An 18224-nucleotide genomic window follows, 5' to 3' on the forward strand; every position below is an offset into this window, starting at 1 on the left:
AAAAGTAAAACTCCTCGTTTTTATTTAATTATCTAAAATGCAAATCAATTTCACTTTTTCCGACGCTGACCTGTTATGGCTCAACATCTGTGACACTCCTTAGTATAGCATGACTCACTATAAAAAAATATTCGTAATCAAGCGGCATAAAACCAAAAAAAGGCATTTTCCAGTAAAATAACTAGAAAATACCGCGCTAATTTTTATTTCGGATTGTCTGCCTTTAGCTGCAATTGTAAATAAGCATCGATAAACGGATCTAGATCACCATCTAAAACGGCTTGACCATTACCAGTTTCGTAATTAGTCCGGTGATCCTTGATCATTGTGTATGGCTGGAACACATATGAACGAATCTGTGACCCCCAACCGATCTCAGCTTGTTCACCTTGAATTTCGGCACGCTTTTTTTCTTTTTCTTCTAGCTCACGTTGGTATAATTTGGCCCGCAACATGTTCATTGCCGTTTGCCGATTTTGTAACTGTGAACGCTCAGCCTGACTTGCAACAACAATTCCCGTTGGTAAATGTGTGATTCGCACCGCCGACGATGTTTTGTTAACGTGCTGTCCGCCAGCACCGCTAGCTCGATAAACGTCGACCCGCAGATCGTCACTATTAATTTCAATGTTGACCGTATCGTCAAGTTCTGGCATCACATCGACTGAAGCAAAGGAAGTATGGCGTCGCCCTGCTGCATCGAATGGCGAGATCCGCACCAACCGATGCACGCCCCGCTCTGAACGTAAATAACCATAGGCGTTGTGCCCCTTGATCAGTAACGTGACACTTTTGATACCAGCATCTTCACCAGCCAAATAATCAACTGTTTCTACTGTGAATTGATGTTGCTCTGCCCATCGCGTGTACATCCGCAGTAACATTTCACCCCAATCCTGCGACTCGGTGCCGCCAGCGCCAGGATGAATTTCTAAAATAGCATTATTACTGTCGTACGGGCCATTGAGCAGCAAGCTCAGCTCATACTGCTGCATTTGCTTTTGCAACGATTCAATTCCACTGTCAAACTCAGTCGCAATTTGGGGGTCGTTTTCTTCCGCCAATAATTCAGCCGATACACTCAAATCATCGTATTGCTGTTGTAATGCCTTAAATGAATCATATTTAGCCTTTAACCCATTCGTTGCGTCGATCACTTTTTGTGCTTGTGGTTGGTCGTCCCAGAATCCAGGTTCAGCCATTTGTGCTTCATTTTCAGCAATATTATCTTTCAGCGCCGCCAGGTCAAAGTGACCCCCTAAATTGGTTTAATTTAGCGGCTACCTCAGCCAAAATACGTTTACCATCACTTAATTCCATGCTGGAACCTACTTTCTATTTGAATTAGCCAAAAAAGCGGCGCGCTTAATTTACGCCGCCGCTTTTTAGTTATTAACTGTTGCACACTCTTTTTTATCGACGGATATTTTGACGAATTTCTGCCTTCATGAATAACCGGGTAACATCAAAATCGATATCGGCGATCATTTCTTCAAATAAGCGATAGCCTTCAGATTGGTATTCAACCAATGGATTCAACTGCCCATATCCGCGCAAGCCGATCGATTGGCGAATTTGATCCATTGTATCAATATGATCAGTCCACCGCGAATCAACAACTCGTAAGATGACTACTTTTTCAAATTCTAGCATTTGTGCATCATCGTATAATTGTTTCTTCTTTTCCTCGTAGACGTCATTGGCGCGGCCCAGTAAATAATCGCTGATTTGTTGGCTTGTTTTACCAGCAAAATCATTCTCGATCGAAATACTTTCTTCCGGCACCATTGACCCAATTGCAAAATCATAAATGGCTTGCAGGTCCCAATCTTTTTGCTCACCTTGAGTATGTGAATCCACCATCCGTTTAATTGTCCGCTCGATCATTGGTGTTAGGACATACTTCAAGGATTCAGTGCTATCAATAACTTGCATCCGTTGTGAGTAAATAACTTCACGTTGTTCACGCATAACATCATCGTATTGCAAGGTGTTTTTACGCGTATCGTAGTTATTCCCTTCAACTCGCTTCTGCGCTGATTCTACCTGCCGTGTGATCATTCGGCTTTGAATCACTGCATCATCATCAGCGACCTTCATTCGATCTAATAAAGCCTTGATCCGATCAGAACCAAAACGGCGCATCAACGTGTCTTCCAGTGATAGATAAAATTGCGTTTCACCAGGATCACCTTGTCGCCCAGCACGACCCCGTAACTGGTTATCGATCCGTCGTGACTCATGCCGTTCAGTCCCGATGACACAGAGGCCACCGACTTCCTTCACACCAGGTCCTAATTTGATATCAGTCCCCCGGCCAGCCATATTGGTTGCAATCGTCACACCGCCACGCTGACCAGCGTTCATGATGATCTCTGCTTCTTTAAAATGGTTTTTAGCGTTCAAAACCATGTGGGGAATATGTTCACGATCCAATAATTGTGATAATAATTCTGATGTTTCCACGGCCACGGTCCCAACCAACATTGGCTGGCCCTTTTCATGGCGCTGCTTAATATCGGCTACGACCGCATTAAATTTACTCTGCAAGGTAGGATACAAAACATCGGGATGATCGATTCGGGCGATTGGCCGGTTAGTTGGAATCGTAATAACTTGCATGTTATAAATTTCCCGGAATTCTTCTTGTTCCGTTTTAGCCGTCCCAGTCATACCGGCTAATTTATTATACATCCGGAAAAAGTTCTGATAGGTGATGTTGGCCATAGTTTTAGTCTCATCTTGAATTTCAACGGCTTCTTTAGCTTCAATCGCTTGATGTAAGCCATCCGAATAACGCCGGCCTTCCATAACTCGACCAGTGAAAGAATCAACGATCATGATCTTGTCATCTTGCACCACATAATCAATATCCAATAGCATAATATAGTTAGCGCGTAAAGCTTGATCCAAATGATGGGTCAACGCCATATTGTCTGCATCATACAAGTTGTCTAAACCAAAATTAGCTTCCGCCTTACGGATGCCTTGTTCAGTTAAACTAACCGTTTTCGTTTGCAGATCAATTTTGTAGTCTTCCTCTTCCTTCAAGGTTTTAACAAAACGATCCGTTCGAATGTACAACGCAGTCGATTTTTCCGCTTGCCCAGAAATGATCAATGGTGTCCGTGATTCATCGATCAAAATTGAATCAACTTCATCGACGATCCCATAATTCAATGGTCGTTGTGACATTTGTTCCTTATAGACCACCATGTTATCACGTAAATAATCAAAACCAAGTTCACTGTTAGTCGAATAAGTAATATCCGCCTGATAAGCCGCCCGCTTTTCTTCAGCACTCAATGAGTTCAAGTTCAAACCAACTGATAGTCCTAGCCAGTTATACAATTCGCCCATTTCCGTTGCATCACGACTAGATAAGTATTCATTGACGGTAACAACGTGCACGCCTTTACCCTCTAATGCGTTCAAATAAACCGGCATCGTCGCCGTCAAAGTTTTACCTTCACCGGTACGCATCTCGGCAATATTACCTTCATGTAACGTGATCCCACCAATGATCTGTACCCGGAACGGATACAGACCAAGCACCCGTTTAGCACCTTCACGTGCAACTGCAAAAGCGGCAGGTAAAATTTCATCTAAGGTTTCGCCCTTAGCTAAACGTTCTTTAAGCTCCGGCGTTTTTGCCTGTAATTCTTCATCAGAAAGGGCCGCCATATCGTCAGCAAGCGCTTCAACTTGATCGGCAATTCTGCCCATCCGTTTAACTTCGCGCTTATCGCTTTCAACCCAATTTCTTAAAATATTTGCCATGACTAATTCCCTTCTTGTCAAATGTCGACAATGGAGGTTGAAACAACGTGGCTTCAACTTCGTTATAATTTCTAAATTAACTGAACGTACACTGAAAAGCAACCATTAAGGATATAATTTAAATACTTTTCATCCCATTATTCATAAAAAAACATTACTTCAAGTTTAGCATTAATTTAAAACTCTGCAAACAACTTTAACACATTGAAGCCATAACGTAAAAAAAGCTGAACTACCTCATTTGAGATAATCCAGCCTTAAGTCATTATTGTTTATTGTTCGTCGGTTTCGATCAAACCGTAACGACCATCACGACGTTTGTAGACAATGCTAGTCCCATTAGTTTCAGCATCTTCAAAAATAAAGAAATTATGGCCTAACATATCCATTTGTAAAATTGCTTCTTCGCTGTCCATTGGTTTCAAACTAACTTGTTTGGTCCGTACAACATCTAATTTTTCTTCCTTGCTATCATTAGCTTCTTCAGTTGTCGGTGCCGTTAAATTGAAATCACGAATTCCCTTTTCACGTGATTTACGGTTAATTTTAGTTTTGAACTTCCGGATTTGGCGTTCTAACTTATCCGTTACGAGGTCAACGCTCGCATATAGATCTGGTGAAGTTTCTTCTGCGCGCAAGGTTAAGTATGGTAATGGAATTGTAACTTCGACCTTCGCTGTCTTATCGGAATAAACCTTGAGGTTAACATGGGCATTAGATTCGGCAGTATTAGTAAAGTATTTTTCTAATTTACCTAACCGTTTTTCAACGTAACTCCGAATCGCTGCGGTTACCTCGATATTTTCTCCACGGACATTGTAATTAAGCATAGAACTTCTCCCCTTTCACTTGCAAGTTTGCCATTGGCAAAAATAGGTGAAGCAAAAATCGGCTATAGCTTAGCGCACATGCTGGGTGTGAAAAAACGTGCACGTAAGATTTTGCTCCACTTCCTTGCTTATGCCCTAATTATAATAGAAAGCGGTCTAATTGACAATCAAAACAGTTGTTAGATTCACTTAACGCGCTAAAGTAAACGTGTTCACCTGACAATTTGGCACAGCCATTTTCAAGCAAGCCTGCGCGTGACGCATGGTACGGCCAGTTGTATAAATATCATCCAACAACAAAATTCTTTTACCACTTAATTGAGCAGCATCACCAGTAAAATAAAATAATTGTGGCGTCCGCAAACGCGCCTGGCGCTTTTTATGTGCTTGCTTGATCGGTTGTGGTCGTTTTTTTAAACAATTAGTTAACGGCACACAAGGTGCATAAAGTCCCACCACCGGATTAAAGCCACGGCGAGTATAACTGTCAGTATCGGTTGGAATCGGGATATAAACATCGGCGGGATGCTGTCTGAACCAGCGCTGACAGTCAGCGTTAAATGCCTGGCGTAGGCGGTAATCACCCAAACTTTTATACCGCTTGAAAAAATCCTGTAACACTGCATTATAAACAAAGAGGGCATGATTATGCAGCTCTTGGTCGGGCTGAGTCCGCAACCAACGCTGACAATCACGACAATATTCACACTTATTTTGTGCTCGACCGCACTCCGGACAAGCGATTGTGATCGGTTGTAACTTACGTTGACAATGACTACAGATTCGTTCGGTTAGTAACGGTCGCCAATACAATAGATCAGCTAAAGTCAACGCCTGACTAAACGATTGCTGACACAATAAACAATTCATTTAAATCCTGCTTTCCGATTAACTTGCTTAATTTGTTGGCAAGCACATTTAACCCCACGACTTAACCCAGCACAAATAAAATCTACTGCGCCCGTCGGCTGTGCAGCTGAGCGACCAACTCGGCCCGCCATTTGTACTAACGCAGCCGCTGAAAAAACGGCATCATCGGCGCCTAAGACAATGACATCAATACCTGGAAAAGTCACACCGCGCTCCAAAATTGTGGTGGTGACCAAACAATCCAAATACTTTTGCCGCATTTGTTGAACCTTTACCAACCGTTGTGAGTCAGCCGCATGAACCACAGCAAACTTTAGATCTGGAAACTGTTCCCATAAAATTGGTGCGATTACACTTAATAATTCAATTCGTGGTACAAACAATAAAAAACGTTGTTGTTGGCTTATTTTGGTGGTCAGCAAGTGTTGTAGTAAGTTAGGCAAACGTCGCTGTCTTAGTTGTTGTTGCCATTTAAAACATAAACGAACTTTAGGTTGTGGTAACGGATAGCCATGATAACGCCGCGGTAAGTAACTTAGCGCTAAATTGCCCTGCCGCACCTGCTGCAATAATAGTCGACTTGGTGTAGCCGTTAAAAATAAGCGTGCCCCATCTATTTTCACTGCTTGTTGTGTCGCAAAAGCTAACTGTGGATTTTGTGCATAGGGAAAAGCATCGACTTCATCAATGATCAACACATCGAAGGCATGATAGAAACGTAATAACTGATGGGTCGTACACAAAACCAGCTGCGTGTATTGGTAAGGTTCATTCTGCCGACCGTGCAGTAGCATGATCGGTGTATCAGCGAAGGCAACTTGCAACCGCGGCATTAATTCCAAGCAAACATCAACGCGTGGCGAAGCAATTCCCACTCGTAAACCCTGCTTCAGTGCCCAAGCGATCCCTGGAAAAAGCATTTCTGTTTTGCCTGCGCCAGTGACCGCCCACAATAAATGATCCTGCCGTTGAATAAAATGTTGTTGAATCATGGTTGCCGCGGTCTTCTGTGCCTCTGTTAATTTTCCTGTCCAAGTTAATGGCTGCACTTTTCGGGGAAAATCATTTGGCTCAGCTAGATCAACTAAATAATCATCAGCACAGATTCGTCCTAATAAGAGACAGTCAGGACAATAATAACGGCCATCCGCCAATTGCACTTGTTGTTTAAGCTGACGACTACCACAACGTGTACAGCGTAGCCAATTGGTACTTATTTCCGTCATCGCCGAGCGTCGCTGCAGGTGTGGTATATTATTCATAGTAGCCAATTCAGCCGCCGTCACGATTTGCTGGCGACCATATAATTCAGATAATTTGATCCTATCACCTACTTTTAGGTTGCTTTATAAACACGTCTATCTTTAAACTACGCCAAAAACGGTAAATTATTTTAGGAGGTGTTTTATTTTGTTAACACACTACATGACAATTAAGACCGCTGGCGAACACGAAATTGAAATTAAAAAATCACGTTTCATTTGCCAATTAGCACGTGTCGATAGTGAAGCCGCTGCGCAAACCTTTATTGCTGCATGCAAAAAAAAGCACTACAAGGCAAATCACAATTGCAGTGCCTATATTATTGGTGAGCGTGACGAACATCAGCACGCCCTTGATGATGGTGAACCCGCTGGTACAGCAGGTGTCCCGATGCTTGAAGTATTACGCCGCAAACAGCTTAAAAACGTTGTTGCGGTGACTACGCGCTATTTTGGCGGAACTAAACTTGGTGCCGGTGGTTTAATTCGTGCTTACAGTCACTCAGTGTCGCAGGCTGTAACGGCAATCGGCTTGGTGGTCGGCCGTCTGCAACAAGCCTTACTCGTCACCATCAGCTATGCCCAAATTGGTAGCTTAGAACACTACTTAGAACAACAGGTGATCACGGTTGCCAACACTGACTACTTGGCTGATGTCACCTTCACTTTGATGGTTAATGAAAGTGAAATCGCCGCCGTTAAAACTGACTTAACTGAATTACTAAATGGCCAAGTTAGCTTTAAGCTAGGCCAACAACAATATTTTGAAACAGAACTAAAAAACACCTCTGATCATAACTGATCAGAGGTGTTTAACTAGTCGACGAATAAACTTTAATAGCGGCTGCCAATGACTACCAACTAAGCCAATTTCCTCAACAAAGATTTCTAGCCCGAATAGCAAAGCCACAATCAGCAAGATTGAACCCCAGCGCGTGGATAACGGAAATAGCAAAGCAATCAAGGAAAAAACCAAAGCAATTCCGTAAATTGTCAGCACTGCTTGACGCTGATTAAGTCCCATTGCTAATAAGCGATGATGTAGATGATGTCGATCTGCTTGTGAAATCGGTTTATGATTTAACAAGCGCCGGAAAATTGCAAAAACTGTATCTGTGATTGGAACACCTAGTATGATCACCGGAATAACGATCGAGATAAAAGTAACGTTCTTTAACCCTTCCAGCGAAAATACAGCAATCATGAAGCCAATAAACAAAGAACCAGTATCGCCTAAAAACACACTAGCCGGATGAAAATTATGCGGTAGAAAACCGACCAAAGTTGCCACCAATGCAAAAATCATGATCGGTATATCGACCTCGGTAACTGTTAAGAAGAACCATGCAATCAAGCCCATTGTAAACAATGCAATAATCGAAACACCTGTCGCCAAGCCATCTAAGCCATCAATCAAATTAACTGCGTTCGTGATCGCTAAGATCCAAATGATCGTGATCGGTAAACTCCACAATCCTAATTCAAAATGACCAATAAATGGTATCGAAATACTGGTCATCCGAATGCCCGCAACATAATAGATCACTAAAGCTGCTAAAAGAATACCCAACATTTTTTGTTTAGGACTTAATTCTAAAACGTCATCAAGAATCCCCGTAATAATAATAATACACTCACCAAGAAAGATGCTATACAACATCATCGTTGGGAACTGTGATCTTAACAATACAAAGGTTGAGAAAGTGAAGGTAATAAAAATACCTAATCCACCCATTGATGGAATAGCCGCCTTATTAATGCGCCGTGCATTTGGTTTATCTACAGCACCCATTTTAATCGCTAATCGCCGAATAAATGGGGTTATGACAGCAGAAATGACCATCGTCAAACAAAACATGACAATTATTCTAAACATAGTTTTTTTCTCTCTTTCGACAAATTCCCCTATTATGTATTATACAAAGCCACGCCCAGAAACACAAATTCTGTTCTAGCGTTAAAACTGATTAAAAATAAATACGGAACGAAGTGTCACTGCCTCACACCAACTAAGTTAGCGCCAGCGCAGAACTACTTCGTCCCGTTTTTAATTAATTATTTAGCATATTCGACTGTTCGTGTTTCTCGAATAACCGTTACTTTAATGTGACCTGGATATTCCAGCTCATCTTCAATTCGATTACGGATATCATGTGCTAATGTAACTGATTGTAGATCATTGATCTCCTCAGGCTTAACAATGACTCGAACTTCGCGGCCAGCCTGAATGGCATAACTTGTTTTAACACCCTTGAAATCATTGGTGATTGCTTCAAGTTTCTCTAAACGATGGATATAATTCTCTAGTGACTCTGAACGCGCTCCCGGCCGTGCAGCTGAGATTGCATCCCCTGCTGCAACTAAAACGGCAATTATAGAAGTTGGTTCAACGTCACCATGATGTGATCCAATTGCATTTACAACAACTTCGTTTTCATGATATTTACGGGCGATCTCCACACCGATCTCAACGTGGGAACCTGCCACTTCATGATCCAAAGCTTTACCAATATCGTGTAATAATCCTGCGCGTTTTGCTAAGGTTACATCCTCACCTAGTTCTGCAGCTAAAGCACCGACTAGCTTGGCGACTTCAATCGAATGATTTAAAACATTCTGACCATAACTGGTTCTAAAATGAAGTCGGCCTAAAATCTTGATTAAATCAGGATGCATATTATGAATACCGACATCAAAAATTGCTTGTTCACCAATTTGTCGGATTCGTTCATCCATTTCTTTGCGTGACTTCTCCACCATTTCTTCGATCCGTGCTGGATGAATACGGCCATCTTGAATGAGTTTCTCCAGCGCCATGCGAGCAATTTCCCGCCGGACTGGATCAAAACCACTTAATATAACGGCTTCTGGTGTGTCGTCGATAATTAAATCGATCCCCGTCAAGGTCTCTAAAGTCCGAATATTACGTCCTTCACGACCAATAATGCGACCTTTCATATCATCATTTGGTAAATTAACGACAGAGACTGTCGTTTCCGATACTGAATCCGCAGCACTACGCTGAATCGCGTAGGCAATCAAACTTTTAGCGGTACGATCTGCTGTTTCCTTAGCGTCTGCCTCGCTTTCTTTGATCATCACAGCCCGTTCTTCGGCTAAATCAGTCTTAGTCTGGGAAATGATCATATTGCGGGCATCTTCCTGGGATAACGCAGCAACGCGCTCTAATTCGGTCTGTTGCTGTTCAATCAGTGAGGATACTTCCTTCTGCTTCTCATCAATGAGTTGTTGTCTGCTACTTAGCGTGCTCTCACGTTTTTCTAAGAGTCGTTCTTTTTTGTCCAACGTATCATCCTTGCGGTCAAGTGTTTCTTCACGTTGTAAGACTCGATTCTCTTGTTTCTGAACTTCGCCACGCCGCTCTTTTAACTCATTTTCAACCTCAGTCCGATAACGATGATTTTCATCTTTTGCTTCTAGAAGTGACTCTTTTTTCTGAGTTTCAGCTTCTTTTTTTGCATCAGCGAGGATGCTATCAGCGGTATTGTGTGCCATAGCCAATTGTTTTTCATGAATTGACTTACGTACAGCATAGCCTGAGATTAAACCGACAACTAACATGATGACTGCGAGGATTATTGCGATAGATAGACTCATATCTTCACCTCCGCATCATCAAAAACGATTATATGGATAACCGCATAAAATTAAGATGTTTATTGTTTGATTATTTACACACTCTTCATTTTATAGTTGCAAGCAGAGACTGTCAACATTAATTGGTCGTGAACTACTCGCAGCAAAAAATTATAAGAATTTAAATATCAATATCAGTCCCTATTTCGAAGTTTCATAAAAATAGTCGCTTAATTTATCGACTCACTGATCCTGATAGCTGCTAGCAAAAAATCCCCACCAACCGTGCTTCTGCCAATCTAGGCTGAAGCACAATTACTGAAGATTTTTATTATATTAAAGTAAATTTATTCAAATACAAACTGATTATGGTACAGTTCAGCATAAAAACCATTTTGTGCAACTAATTCATGATGTGTGCCTTCTTCGATCACTTGACCATCTTTCAATACGACAATTTTATCAGCATTCAAAATTGTTTTTAAGCGATGCGCAATCACAAACGAAGTCCGTCCCGCAATTGCAGCCTCCATTGCTAGTTGGATTTGTTGTTCAGTAACCGTATCGACATTAGAAGTCGCCTCATCCAAAATCAAAATTTGCGGATCCGTCAGAATAGTTCTCGCAATTGAGATCTGTTGCTTTTGACCAACTGAGAACACCGAATTATTGTCATCGACATAGGTTTCGTACTTGTCGGGCAAGCTATTGATGAACTCATGGATATGAGTGGTTTTCGCCACCGTGATCACATCGTCCATTGAAGCTTCTGGCTTACCAAAGCGAATGTTGTCGGCAATTGTACCGGAAAATAGCACGGACTCCTGCAACACGATACCGACCTTAGAACGCAAACTATCTAAATCAAATTCACGAATATCGGTACCATCATATTTGATCATCCCTTGATCAACATCATAAAAACGATTCATTAAGTTCATAATAGTGGTTTTCCCGGAACCAGTTGGCCCGACCAGCGCCACCATTTGACCTTTATTAACGCTGATATTAACGTCTTTTAAGATTGGCTTATTCGGTAGGTAACCAAAGTCAACGTGCTCGATTTGAATTCCTTTGTCAACCTGATTGAAAGTCTGCCCATTTTCTGGCCGCACTTCATCAGGTTCATCGAACATCACATTTAAGCGGGTCGCACCAGTGACGGCCAACTGTAATTGACCAAATGACGCGGAAATTTGTTGGATCGGATTGTAATATTGTTGCGCGTATTGAATAAACGTGACCACTAAGCCCAATGCAGCAGCGGTACTTAGTGACTTGTCGTTCAAGGCGATGCGTGTGCCTAAGAAAATAACTAAAGCGGTAGTCAGTAGTGAAAAACCATTCATTAGCGGCATGATCATCCCTGACCATAATTGAGCGCCAAAAACTGATTTTTGTACCTTATCATTGCGGACCATGAAGCCGTCAATGGCATCTTGTTGCTGGCCTTCAACAATGATCGCTTTTTGACCGGAAATTTTTTCATCCATGTAGGCGTTTAGGCCACCAATTTCAGCTTGCTGGCGATCAGTATTCTTTTTGGCTTGAATAATGATCACTACCGCGCACAAAACAGCAACTGGCGTGGTCGAAACCGTGACCCAGGCCATGCTCACGTTTTGACGGAAGATCATGATCAAGACACCGATGAACAAGGCAGCGTTGGTCGTAACGTTAACGGCTGCTTGATTCAAGGTATTTTGAATGTTATCTAAATCAGAAGTGAAACGAGCGAGAATATCACCGTCTTCATGGCGATCAAAATACGCGATCGTCATGCGTTCCAATTTGCCGAAGAGGCCTTTACGCATCCGGTTAGTTGAGTGCGCCACGATCCGCGCGAATAATACCGTGTATAACAGCTGCGCGACCCCAGTCATCACGTAAAAGGCAAACAATTTCCACATTGATGCATAGAAATTAGCCTTATCAGCAGGGGCAGACAGTGCGACTTGATGCAAACTGTTGATGGTTGTCCCTTTTGGTAATGACGATAAGATACTAGCTGGCACATTAGCGTCAGTTAAGCTTTTCCAATTTGACGGCATATCAGCCAATTTTTGCAAGCTATCGATCGTCGTGCCTTTAGGTAGACTGGACAGCACTTGTTGTGGCACATTATTATTGGTCAAAGTCGTCCAATCAACGTTGTGCCCTGCTGCTTGACTCATTTTGGCAGCAATATTTTGCAGTGCATCTTGTGATTGTGCTGCGCCAGTGGCAATTTTTTTCAAAGCTTTAATTGCATCGTCGGCATGCTGATGAGTGAAAAAGTCAGTGACGTAAGTCGTTAAATGCGTGATCGCATCACCCATAACTACAGGTGCCGCCACTTGTAGATAGGTTGCGGCAAAGATAAACACCGCAATGACTAAAAATTGGAACTTATATTTTTTTAAATAAAGATAAAAGAATTTTATTGCACGTGTTGTATCATTCATCGTCTAGTCCTCCTGTGCCTTCTGAGTCGCGTAAATCTGGCGGTAGACTTCTGAGTTGGCCACAAGTTCTTTATGTGTGCCGCTGGCTACCAATTTTCCTTCATCCAGCACTAAAATTTTATCGGCGTGGACTACCGAGGAGATCTTCTGGGCGATAATGATCGTCGTTGTCCCACTTAATTCGCGATTAAAAGCGTCTTGAACCAATTTTTCGGAATGGGCGTCTAACGCTGAGGTCGAATCGTCGAGGATCAAAATCTTGGGTTGCTTAATAATGCCACGTGTGATTGAAAGTCGTTGCTTTTGGCCACCAGAAAAGTTATTACCGCGCTCTTCAACGTTTGCGTTATAGCCTTCTGGCAATCGATTAATAAATTCAGCCGCTTGGGCAATATTAGCTGCACGGTCCATTTCAGCCATACTGGCATCTTGCTTGCCTTGCTTCAAATTTCCTGCAATCGTTCCCGAAAACAGAATAGCTTTTTGCAAGACGATCGATACTGTCTGTTTCAGTGTTCCCTGCGACACATGGCGAATGTCTTTACCACCGACTTTAACGGTACCGGATGTGGGATCAAACAGCCGCGGAATCAGTTGGACCAAGGTCGATTTACCAGCCCCAGTTGCCCCAACAACGCCCACCATTTCACCAGGATCAATTTGAAAGCTAATATCTTTCAAGGTTGGTGCTGCATCATCGGGATAGGCAAAAGAAACCTGATCAAATTCAATGGCGCCATCAAGCGCTTCATCTTCCGTTGTATCAAATTTCATTGATGGTTCTGTATTCAGCACTTCATTGATCCGGCCCATGGAGACCAAACCACGCGAAGCGAACATTGACATCATTCCGCCCATAATAATCGCGAACATGATCTGCATCATATATTGAATAAAGGACATAATGCCGCCTAATTGATCTTGCGCCGTTGACGGTGACTTAGTGATAAACGTGGAAACAAACATAATTGCCCCAAAAACAGCTAATTGAGAAATAACCGTGAACGCTGGAATCATAGTTGAAAAAATATACCCCACAGCTAAATTATGGCCCAACAAGTCGTCGGATTCTTTATCGAATTTCTTAGCTTGATTTTTTTCTTGTACGAATGATTTCACTACTCGTGCGCCGCGTAAGTTATCACGAGCAATTGAATTAATTCGATCCATTAATGACTGGAAAGCACCAAAATGGGGGCCCATCGAACGCATCGACAAGCCTGTGACTATGACGATCAAGACCACCATAACCACAATGATCCACCATAATTGTGGCAACGTAATGATCGATAAAATAAAGGCACCGATAAATAATAGCGGTACACGAATCAATATTTGAAAAATCATCATCATCAACGTTTGAATCTGGTTGATATCATTAGTCATCCGCACCACTAGATTGGCTGACTTTAGCTTTTCAATATCGGCGTAAGAAAAAGTTTGGATTTTACGAAACGTCATTTCACGCAGATCTGCTGAAACCACCTGAGCGATTTTAGCTGCGGTGATCGTATTCAAAACTGATCCAACCAAACCAACTACAGCAATTACAATTAGTGCAATTCCGTAATTACTGATTTTATCAACTTTCCCCGCTGTCGATAGTGATGTATCAGCCATAACGCTTAATATGTTTTTCATATAACTCGGTTGCCACAATGCAGCACCAACCTGTAACAGCATAGTCAGCAGCGCCGCAATAACCAGCGCTTTATACTTACTAATTGCTTTGATCATCATATAAGTAATCCTCCATGTACAATTTATAATAATTTCGCGAGTGCTAGAAAAAATGCGTCTTCGACCACATTTACACCAGCTTAGTTCTGAAAAACAAACTTAACCCTGATTTTTCAACCACAATTAAGCTATAATGAATTAATACTCCAACACTGTTGGATACTGACCCAAAAAAAGCAGCTTTCGAAAACAAAAGCGGCTCTAATTGTACCAAAGGTTTTCAAACAATACAATAATTATTGTAAAAAGTGATAGATAAAGGAGAACCACCTCATGGCACACCGCAAACTTGATCGCGAACAAATTATTGAACAAGCTCTAAAAACACTGGGCAAGAGTAATTCTTTCAGCGATTTTTCCCTACGCAAAGTCGCAACTGATCTACAGGTAGATGTATCAACACTTTACTGGCACTTTAAAAATAAACAGGAAATATTGCAAGCAATGGCTGAAGCTATAATCGCGCAAGTTAAGCTGCCGAATCAACAATTAGAATGGACCGTGCAATTAAAACAATTATTTAGCAACATCTTTGATATCTATGAGCAGTATCCGCTAGCAGCGATTTTGATGGTCGAAACCATTCCCTCATCATTGGTTCGCCTGCAATTAATTGACCGTACTATCGCTATTATGACCAACGCCGGTGTTGATGAGCAAACCGCACATATTGCCGCGACCTCGATTGATTTCTTGCTCACCGGGCTTGTGATCGATCTAATGATCGAGAATCGTTTTCGCCAACAAATCACGACCCAACAAGATCAGAATCTAGCTGGTCATGTCAAAAAAATTCGCGAACTTGCGCAGACCCACCATTTAGAACATATGCAAGCATCGATTAAAATGCGTAACCAATTTTCAGCTAAGCAACAATTTGAAAAGGGTTTGGACTTAATTATTGATGGTCTCAAGCAGCATACTCATTAACGACTGTACCGCTATTTTAAAAAAAAATAAAAAGCAACCCACGAATCAGGTCACTTTTCCAGTTGATCATTAAACATCTAATGTAGTCGGATCTTTTACTTTATCTGAGCTTTTATCTTTCGTCTTATCTTTAGCTTTTTCGCTGGTTTTAGATTTATTGGCTTCTGTTGTTGGCTTAGCAATACCATAAGCTTCGCGTACCTTCTGCGTGATTTCAGCCATTACATCTGGATGATCAGCTAGATAATTCTTTGCATTTTCACGGCCTTGACCAATTCGGTCCTTGTTGTATGAATACCACGACCCACTCTTGTCCACGATATCTTTTTCAACGGCCATATCAACTAATTCACCAGTTTGCGAAATACCTTGACCATACATAATATCAACTAAAGCAATTTTAAATGGCGGCGCCACCTTATTTTTAACCACTTTGATCTTGACGCGGTTACCAATAATGTTGGTGCCTTCCTTAATTTGCTCAGCACGGCGAACTTCTAAGCGTACGGTGGCGTAAAACTTCAAAGCTCGGCCACCAGGCGTTGTTTCCGGATTACCAAACATGATACCAACCTTTTCACGAATCTGATTAATGAAGATCGCAATCGTTTTGGTTTTATTAATTGAACCCGATAACTTACGCAATGCTTGTGACATCAAGCGTGCCTGTAAACCAACGTGTGAATCACCAATTTCGCCTTCGATTTCTGCACGTGGTACTAATGCTGCTACAGAATCGACAACAACAATATCGATCGCACCACTAGAAACCAAGGCATCAGCAATTTCTAATCCTTGTTCACCAGTGTCTGGTTGTGATAATAGCAGATCATCGATATTGACTCCTAAATTAGATGCATACTTAGGATCCATTGCATTTTCGGCATCAATGTAAGCAGCGGTCCCACCTTGCTTCTGGACTTCAGCAACAGCGTGTAACGCAACCGTCGTTTTACCAGAACTTTCTGGTCCGTAGACTTCAATGATTCGGCCACGCGGATACCCACCAACACCTAACGCTTCATCAAGTGCTAGCGATCCAGTCGAAATTGTCGAAACTTGTGTATCAACCTTCTCACCGAGACGCATAATGGAACCTTTACCAAAGTTTTTCTCGATCTTTTTTAGTGCATTATCTAATGCCGCTTTACGTTCGTCAGCCAAGTGAGAACCTCCTTAAATGATCAGTTATTATCTTTATTTAAGCTCAAGTCATTAAGCGAACATAATTTCGCTTCGCAATTAATCATACCGAAATAATTCTTAAAAAGCAAGCGCAAAGTGAACAAACGTTCCCGGCTATTTATCGGCCACCAACAGGTGATACAACAAGTCCAAACCAGTCAAAGCACTTTGTTGGCGTACAAAGTTACGTGTCCGTGAAAAAACAAATTTACGGGCAAAGGGAACTTGATCCCGATACGCAATACCAATATAAACCGTTCCTGCAGGCTGATCTTCTAGTTTATCAGGTCCGGCAACACCCGTAAAGGAAACGGCAATATCAGTTTTGAGCAACGCTTTAGCCTGCCGCGCCATGGCAATTGCGGTTTCCTCGCTAACAACACCATATTTGTGTAAATATTCCGGCGAAATTTTTAGCAACTCTGCCTTTTCTGCTAATGAATAGGTCACAAAACCACCATTGAAAACCTTTGAGGCGCCACTAACGTTAGCCAACATACTTTGAAAAAGCCCAGCGGTTAGACTTTCCGCCGCCGTAATCGTTAGCCCACGCTGTTTCAATAAATCAACGACAACTTTTTCCAGTGAATTATGTTCGCCATAACCGTAGAAATAATCGCCGACACGACTTTGAACCTTAGCTTCTAATTCAGCCAATAGTTGATTGGCAGTTGCTTGATCAGTCGCTTCTGCAGTCAGCCGTAATGTTACTTCATTGGTTTTCGCATAAGGTGCGATCGTTGGGTTGGTCTGCGTATCAATCAAATCGGCAAGTTGCGTGACTAATGCGGATTCACCAATACCATGAAAGCGCAAGACTCGTGATTCAAGTACGTTAGCTTGCTTAAATTTTTCGATCAACAGTGGTCGCGCCGAATCAGTGAACATGGCTTCCAATTCACTTGGCGGGCCTGGCAATAGCATATAGGTATGCGTCAGCGTCTGATAAAGCGCACCAACAGCCATTCCAACTGGGTTCTTCAGTAGTAAGCTGTGCGCCGGTAGCATTGCCTGCAAGCGATTATTCTCGGTCATAGTTTGTTGTGCACGGGCAAAATAATCCTCAATATACGCCATTGCTGGTTCATCCACTACTAAAGGCTCATCAAGATATGCTGCTAAAGTTTGCTTAGTCAAATCATCCTTGGTCGGCCCTAAGCCACCAGTTAAAATAATCAAGTCACTACGACTGTCAGCTAACTTGATTGCTGCCGTCAGCCGTTGCGCATTATCGCCAATGACCGATTGATAATAAACATCGATACCTAAATCAGCTAATTCACGCGCAACAAATGGGGTGGTCGTATTGGTGATCTCACCTAAAAGAATTTCCGTCCCAACTGCAATAATTTCTGCTCGCATTATTCAACCTCCCTATACTAATATACGTCATCCAGTTCGATTCTATTTTAGCTTACTACTTTTTTCGCGAAAAAAACGGCTCTATACTTTTTCCTGTTGATAGATTGACCAACGTGGTAATCTATTAACAGGATTTTTGTGTAAAATAAAAAAAGCCCACAGGCCCCATACACAAATTTCACCCACTACAGCGTCATTTGAAAGGATATGAAGACCCATGAACT

General features: G+C 42.1%; 13 protein-coding genes. 2 read left to right on the forward strand and 11 right to left on the reverse strand.

Annotated features, from left to right (window positions below):
* Window positions 1–203 precede the first annotated feature (203 nt).
* The 5 genes from prfB to EKM76_RS07595 form a co-directional block, all read right to left on the reverse strand.
* Window positions 204–1320, reverse strand: a protein-coding gene (gene prfB, locus EKM76_RS07575; protein ID WP_164507619.1) for a peptide chain release factor 2 whose coding sequence is annotated in 2 segments (ribosomal slippage) — window positions 204–1247 and window positions 1249–1320 — 1116 coding nt in all. Because the reading frame shifts where the segments join, the coding sequence is not laid out codon by codon here.
* 93 nt (window positions 1321–1413) lie between these two features.
* Window positions 1414–3780 (reverse strand): preprotein translocase subunit SecA, encoded by a 2367-nt coding sequence (gene secA, locus EKM76_RS07580; protein ID WP_125550086.1) that lies wholly within the window; start codon window positions 3778–3780, stop codon window positions 1414–1416.
* A gap of 272 nt (window positions 3781–4052) precedes the next feature.
* The gene (gene hpf, locus EKM76_RS07585) at window positions 4053–4610 is read right to left on the reverse strand and encodes a ribosome hibernation-promoting factor, HPF/YfiA family (protein WP_125550087.1); all 558 of its coding nucleotides are present in this window, start codon (window positions 4608–4610) and stop codon (window positions 4053–4055) included.
* Window positions 4611–4799: 189 nt separating this feature from the next.
* Entirely contained in the window at window positions 4800–5480 is a 681-nt protein-coding gene (locus EKM76_RS07590; protein ID WP_125550088.1) for a ComF family protein, read from the reverse strand.
* Entirely contained in the window at window positions 5477–6802 is a 1326-nt protein-coding gene (locus EKM76_RS07595; RefSeq protein WP_225417897.1) for a DEAD/DEAH box helicase, read from the reverse strand. Before EKM76_RS07595 ends, EKM76_RS07590 begins: the two co-directional genes overlap by 4 nt.
* 88 nt (window positions 6803–6890) lie before the next feature.
* Between EKM76_RS07595 and EKM76_RS07600 the strand changes: the two genes are divergently transcribed.
* Window positions 6891–7544, forward strand: a complete 654-nt coding sequence (locus EKM76_RS07600) for a YigZ family protein (protein WP_125550090.1) — start codon at window positions 6891–6893, stop codon at window positions 7542–7544.
* On the opposite strand, the gene EKM76_RS07605 is transcribed toward EKM76_RS07600, so the two are convergent.
* The 4 genes from EKM76_RS07605 to EKM76_RS07620 all read right to left on the reverse strand — a co-directional run bounded on the left by EKM76_RS07605 (window position 7545) and on the right by EKM76_RS07620 (window position 14523).
* Window positions 7545–8618 carry a glycosyltransferase family 4 protein gene (locus tag EKM76_RS07605; RefSeq protein ID WP_125550091.1) on the reverse strand — a complete coding sequence of 358 codons (1074 nt, stop codon included), beginning with the start codon at window positions 8616–8618 and terminating at the stop codon, window positions 7545–7547.
* A 179-nt stretch (window positions 8619–8797) separates the two neighbouring features.
* Entirely contained in the window at window positions 8798–10360 is a 1563-nt protein-coding gene (gene rny / locus EKM76_RS07610) for a ribonuclease Y (RefSeq protein WP_125550092.1), read from the reverse strand.
* Window positions 10361–10686: 326 nt separating this feature from the next.
* Window positions 10687–12783 carry an ABC transporter ATP-binding protein gene (locus EKM76_RS07615; RefSeq protein WP_125550093.1) on the reverse strand — a complete coding sequence of 699 codons (2097 nt, stop codon included), beginning with the start codon at window positions 12781–12783 and terminating at the stop codon, window positions 10687–10689.
* 3 nt (window positions 12784–12786) lie between these two features.
* A complete protein-coding gene (locus EKM76_RS07620) occupies window positions 12787–14523 on the reverse strand; it encodes an ABC transporter ATP-binding protein (RefSeq protein ID WP_125550094.1) in 1737 nt (578 codons plus the stop codon).
* Between the two features lie 273 nt (window positions 14524–14796).
* Between EKM76_RS07620 and EKM76_RS07625 the strand changes: the two genes are divergently transcribed.
* Complete coding sequence (locus EKM76_RS07625; RefSeq protein WP_125550095.1) at window positions 14797–15453, forward strand: TetR/AcrR family transcriptional regulator; 657 nt, start codon at window positions 14797–14799, stop codon at window positions 15451–15453.
* Between the two features lie 69 nt (window positions 15454–15522).
* On the opposite strand, the gene recA is transcribed toward EKM76_RS07625, so the two are convergent.
* Together recA and EKM76_RS07635 are read right to left on the reverse strand one after the other, a co-directional pair.
* Window positions 15523–16617, reverse strand: coding sequence for a recombinase RecA (gene recA / locus EKM76_RS07630; RefSeq protein ID WP_125550096.1), 1095 nt, complete (start codon window positions 16615–16617; stop codon window positions 15523–15525).
* Between the two features lie 135 nt (window positions 16618–16752).
* Window positions 16753–18000, reverse strand: a complete 1248-nt coding sequence (locus EKM76_RS07635) for a competence/damage-inducible protein A (protein WP_125550097.1) — start codon at window positions 17998–18000, stop codon at window positions 16753–16755.
* Between the last annotated feature and the right edge of the window lie 224 nt (window positions 18001–18224).

This window comes from Loigolactobacillus zhaoyuanensis, from assembly GCF_003946385.1.
Classification (GTDB): Bacteria; Bacillota; Bacilli; order Lactobacillales; family Lactobacillaceae; genus Loigolactobacillus; species Loigolactobacillus zhaoyuanensis.

Coding starts and splice junctions, on each gene's coding strand:
- secA (WP_125550086.1), bottom strand. CDS start 3,780: ATGGCAAATATTTTAAGAAATTGGGTTGAAAGCGATAAGCGCGAAGTT.
- hpf (WP_125550087.1), bottom strand. CDS start 4,610: ATGCTTAATTACAATGTCCGTGGAGAAAATATCGAGGTAACCGCAGCG.
- EKM76_RS07590 (WP_125550088.1), bottom strand. CDS start 5,480: ATGAATTGTTTATTGTGTCAGCAATCGTTTAGTCAGGCGTTGACTTTA.
- EKM76_RS07605 (WP_125550091.1), bottom strand. CDS start 8,618: ATGTTTAGAATAATTGTCATGTTTTGTTTGACGATGGTCATTTCTGCT.
- rny (WP_125550092.1), bottom strand. CDS start 10,360: ATGAGTCTATCTATCGCAATAATCCTCGCAGTCATCATGTTAGTTGTC.
- EKM76_RS07615 (WP_125550093.1), bottom strand. CDS start 12,783: ATGAATGATACAACACGTGCAATAAAATTCTTTTATCTTTATTTAAAA.
- EKM76_RS07620 (WP_125550094.1), bottom strand. CDS start 14,523: ATGATGATCAAAGCAATTAGTAAGTATAAAGCGCTGGTTATTGCGGCG.
- EKM76_RS07625 (WP_125550095.1), top strand. CDS start 14,797: ATGGCACACCGCAAACTTGATCGCGAACAAATTATTGAACAAGCTCTA.
- EKM76_RS07635 (WP_125550097.1), bottom strand. CDS start 18,000: ATGCGAGCAGAAATTATTGCAGTTGGGACGGAAATTCTTTTAGGTGAG.